Below are 5,368 nucleotides of genomic sequence, written 5' to 3'. Positions count from 1 at the left end.
TCCTTTAGAGTAATCTTTAGGCTATCGACGACTCTATCAGCAGGAGTAGAGTGGTCTATGTCGTCTATTTTTAAAGTCGTAGACGTAGCGGTTCTATCATGGATGCTTTTGATATTAGTAGCGTTGATTACGATATTTTTAGCTATAAGCTTACCTATATCAAGCTTGCCTTCAATATCTTTAGCTGTGATATTGATATCGTTTTGAGCCGCTAGAGTGCTGCCGACACCTATTTTAACGTCATGTCTAACCGAACTAACGTCAAAGGTAATCCCGCTTTTTTTAGAGGTTATGTCACCGCCTATTTCTAACCATCCTACGTTATTTGCCACCAAATTCACTTCGCCGCCAACTTTTATTACGCCTACTTTTACGCCGTTAGTGATATTTTTTAGATTAATATTTGCACCCGCATTGCTGGCTTCTTTTGTCGTAATATCGCCAATGTTAAGATTTTTAACCGTTGCGCCGCCTAGAGTACTAGTAGTTAGGTCGTTTACTTTCACGCTTACGCCGTTTTCGGAGCTTATAGAACCTAAATTTTTAAGGTCGATAAGAGAACCTACTGCTAAAGGCGCGCCTCCTTTTACGTTTATATCAGAGACGAATTTAAGCGTATCGTTATTACCTAGATCAAAGCTTCCAGAAGTTGTTAAATTTAGTTTAGCAATATTTGTAGAATTCGTATCGGTTTTTAGAGTAAATTTATTAGGGTTTGTGCTAACTATGTTTACGGTTTTTAGCAAGGTCGAGTTATCTAGACTTATACCTGAATCTACCGTAGTGTTTACGTTTAGATTTAAGGTATTAGCTTTAGGTAACTCTAGTATGCTATCTGAGTTAGTAGAGCCGGCAGTCGTTATGACTGAAGCGTCTAAATTTACGGTAACGTTTCTAGATTCTGATAATCTGATCTTGCCCGCCATAGCCGTAGGCGAAGTCGCGTTATCTATCTTATAGTTTACAGTCTCTACAGAGGTATCGTTTACGTGGACTTTACCTGCGCCGTTACCCTCCGCGTCCGTAGCATACGGGCTGACTTTTTTAGTTAAATTTACCGTTTTAATACTTGAGCTGGTTACGACTAGTTCATTGTCTAGCTGACCTACTTTTAGGGTCTCTATATCGTTTTGTCCGACCAAGTCTAGTCTAGTTACGCCGCTAGGGTTTTTATCCAATAACTCGATATTTTCTACGCCCTTTAACGTCATCTTTTTTAGGCCTTGGAGACTTCTAACCTGGAGAGTATCGGTGCCGGCGCCAGCGTCGATAGAGGAAGAATTAACAGTAAGCTCGCCAACCACTATAGTGTCGTTGCCGCTACCACTTTTTACGGAGCTATATTTGCGGGAATCGCTTAGATCCGCAGTTAAATTTCCAGTCATAGTAGAGGCATCAAGGTTTTTTACGAAATCCGTACTAGCAGGGGTCGTATCTCTATCCTTCGTTGCGATATCTAGATCCGCTGCGCCTTTTACCGTTATAGCTTTATTTTGAACTTCTTTTATATAGCTTTTAGCGTCTTTTGTGGTGATGTTTAACGTTTCGATACCGTTAAATTCGACCTTCATTGACTTTACATGCCTATCGGTGGCTGTAGCCTCGGCAACGGCGGTCTCTCTGCCCACATTATTTAGGGTTAGATTTTGCACATCATTAGAGCCGCTAGTTAAATTTGTATTATAGATAATACCTATTTTGGTTGCATCTTTTTGGCCGTTTACCGTTAAATTTACGATGCTTGCAAGATCGGTTATTCGAATACCGTTTGTTCCGGTAGTAGATACCGATTTTAATCCATCAATCTTAGCGGCATTAAAAATTCTTTGAGAGTCGGAAGTGTTTGTTAGGTTTAAAATTTCGATATTTTTCGCATAGCCGTCCACAAAGCCCGTAAAGCTATCGTTTACCGCGACGTTTAGCGCGTCGGTACCTCTACCGCCGTCTAGCTTATCGTTTACTTTTAGAGTGTTTCTATCCGCATACGAGCTAGAAACCGCGCTAAACACGTCTAGTCCCTCGCCGCCGGTGATAGTTTGGTCCTCGGTGGTCAATGTGTGAGTGGTAACGGTAGCCATCGCATCGATTCTAGCTTTTTGCGCGGCTAAATTCGTAGAGTTCGTAGATCTGATGATCTCTTGAAACGGAGTATAGTCGTATCCGCCGTTGCCGTCGCTATCTATAGAAGCGATCTTTTGAGCCATGTATGCCGATACTTCTGTTTTGTTTGCAAAGGTTTGCGCTGCTACCGGATCAGCTGCTCTAGCCTCAGCCGAGGTTGCTACTTCAAATAATTTTACTAGCGTATCGCCCCTTGAGTTTCCTAGTTGCAAGTGTCTAACCCATGCGTTGATGCCGTCCGGGTCTTGGGTATAGTCTTTACCTAGGATATTTTTATAGATAAGCTCTACGTAGCCTCTATCAGTGCTTACATCCACGCCCATGCTTGCGAAATAAGGCGGCGTAGCAGGAGATGCTAGCATCTCGTTTGCCATCTGGGCTACGGTTTTGGTAGCGCCTGCTGCTACCCACGCATTAAAGCCCGCGCCCTCGGGCGCTCTGTTAAATAATGCCACATAAAGCTGGGCGACTTGCGCTTGTGTTACTGCCATTAAGGACTCCTTTTTTAGTGTTTTCTTGAGTTTTTTGGGTATCTTTACAGAATACTATCGCTAATTATATCATAAAAAAGTCGGAAAATAGAAAATTTAAAAAATCCGCTCACAGAAAAAATGTATATATCAGACGGATACCGAGGCCGAAATTTGACCTCGGATTATAATCGGCGACAAACGATTAGCTCAAATTTATATAGTTATCTCCGTACCAGACACGTATGGATTTAGGTTATCGATGTGATATCCGGCCAGTTTGATTAAGCTATCATTAACCGTAATATCGTCTTGCGCTCCGTTTGCGTCTTGGATCAAATACGTATCGTTTTTATACATAAAAGCGTACATAGTGTTAGCCGTCGCAGACGCATCGGCGGCGTTTAGAACTTTATTGACGGCGTTTTTAAGGCTAGTTTCGTTGTCTAGATACGTGGATATTTTTTTATTTCATTATCGGTTACGGCCGCGCCTAGGGTTATTTTATCTAACTTTTTAATACCCTTTATAGCTACATATTTGGTTACGTCGGTATCCGTATAAGTTGCTATGAGTTTATACTCATCCAAGCCTCTGCCCCCTTCTAAGATCAAGACGTAAGGCTTACTTGTAGTACCTGATACCAGTGCTCCAGAAACATTAAAAGTATCGTTTCCGTCCGTACCTATAATATTTAATGACTTAGAGTCCGACTGCGTATTTGTAGCTAAAACCGTTCCGTCTAGGTTGATAACGCCCTCCTCCACGTTTTTTAGGCCGCTAAAGTCCACCTTGTTTAGCTTTGCAATACTTGAGGTAGATATATCAAAGAGATAGTTATCCCAGCCATCCCCTAAGTCTCCGGCTACAGTATAGCTTTTAGCATCGTCGGAGCCGCCGGAACCGAGACCGAAAACAAACTCATCCTGTCCTACCGAGCCCGTTACGTGAGCTTTCGGAGCTACATTTATACCCTCTCTTGCGACTAACGCTATATTTACGGCTTGAACGGTCGGACTTATAACCGAGCTTTTAAACGTTACGTTACCGCCAGTTATATTGCCTACGTTATTTGCTTGCAAGCTTTGGCTTAGATCGATTTTTACAGTAGAGTCTGCACCTGTCGTTATCGTACCAATAGCCACTTGTCCTTGGGTTATGCCGGCGTTGATGTTTACCGAACCCTCATGTATATCCGTAGGCGATGATTCTTTTATACCGATAGTGCCTATCTGTAGTCTTTGAGCTAAATTATCGGCAGTCAATGAGTATTTTAGGCCTACTGCATTGCTTGAGCCGTAGTTTACATCGCCCGCATTTACGTTACCGTTCATATTTTTAAAATTATAGGTTACCGTAGCATTGTCCGCAACGTTATCAAAAGTATCTAAATCAAAGCTTCCGTCTACGTTCTTAGCATCAAATTTTACGTTATTAAAATTAAAAATATCGCCTATTCTTACGCTACCTTTAATGCCGTCAAAAGAAAAACTAGCGTCATGAGCCACGGAGTTCGTCGCCCCCATTAGATCAAACACTCCTGTAACCATAAAATCTTTATCTAAATTTTTAGCTTTTATATCCAGTCGGCTACTTTTTATTCCGCCTAGACTTACATTTTCTTTAATGTTTTCTAAATTTAAAGAAACCGCAGAGTTGCTCTTTGAATTTATCATATGACCGATAACTAATGTCTTGTCTATATTTCTAAAATCTCCGTCTAGCGAGCTTAAATTTTTTATAGTTCCGAATTTGACATCGCCCTTTACCTTGTCAAAAACTAGCCTTACGTTATCGGTGCTATTTGTAGCTATAGTATCGGCGTCAAGGTTGGCAAAGGTAAAGTTTTTTTGCAAATTTTTAGCCGTAACTACGGTATTGCCCGATTTTATGAGCGGGGTCGGGTTTTCGGTAGCGTCTTGTTCGCCTATGGCTACATTGCCTTTTATATTTTCTAAATTTAGATTGAATCTAGCGTTTACCTGCGTATTTGTAATGACGTTGAAAGTGCTAAGCTCATTTAAATTCTTTGCAGTTAAATTTATGCCACGTAGCGAGCTAGAGTTGCCTAATTCGCCCAATGCGATATCGGAATTTGAAGTGCCGTCGATTTGAACAACACCCTCCAAATTTATCTCGGATATATTTTTTAAAGCTATTCTCTTAGGATCTAAGATATACGTCTCAAAAATACCGAAAGCATTGCCGGTTTTTACGTTTAACGTATGAACTTTATCAAAATCGTTTGATTTATCGTCGTTCATCGTCTTAACCTTGATCGTAAACGAGTTTTCGTCGTTTTTATTTACGTAGTTTATTGTCTCGAGCGATACGGCGTCTTTGAGCCAGTAACTTACGGCTTGGTATTTGTTTATATCAGCGCTTTTGTCGATATTGATATCTATACTTTTCATTTTAGAGGCTTCTAGGTATTCAGACGCACCGCGAGTATCGGGAGGGCCGTCCATGCCGATATGATTCACGCTTGAGCGAGCGTCAATTTTTAGAGCTATTTTTGTAGCTTCATTCGCTACAACCGCTCTTGTCGTGCCCGCGCTCCAATTAAGATAATGATGTTCGTCAGGATTTGAATTTACGTAATTTATCGTTTTTAGTCCCGGCGTAGTTATGTTCGTCACAAACGCTTCGCCCTTATTCGTATCTACGTTTAAGGTATCTATGGCCGAGTTAGTCGCGCTAACGTAGTTGCTATCCCTAGCTACGGTCACGCTCTTCACGCTTTGCGCGTTAGCTAGATCTAGGGTACCGTCGTTGTT

3 protein-coding genes are annotated in these 5,368 nt (G+C 41.4%); all 3 read right to left on the bottom strand.

Annotated features, from left to right (window positions below):
* Positions 1-2,612: surface layer protein SapB11 (locus RYL88_RS11190; RefSeq protein WP_314991335.1), on the bottom strand; the 2,612-nt coding region annotated here is incomplete at its 3' end.
* A gap of 195 nt (positions 2,613-2,807) precedes the next feature.
* On the bottom strand, positions 2,808-2,963 hold the full coding sequence (locus tag RYL88_RS11185) for a hypothetical protein (protein ID WP_314991333.1): 156 nt from the start codon (positions 2,961-2,963) through the stop codon (positions 2,808-2,810).
* A 74-nt stretch (positions 2,964-3,037) separates the two neighbouring features.
* Positions 3,038-5,368: hypothetical protein (locus RYL88_RS11180; RefSeq protein ID WP_314991331.1), on the bottom strand; the 2,331-nt coding region annotated here is incomplete at its 5' end.

Source organism: uncultured Campylobacter sp., from assembly GCF_963517995.1.
In the GTDB taxonomy this organism is placed as follows: Bacteria; Campylobacterota; Campylobacteria; order Campylobacterales; family Campylobacteraceae; genus Campylobacter_A.
This window is presented reverse-complemented; position numbering and strand designations above follow the sequence as displayed.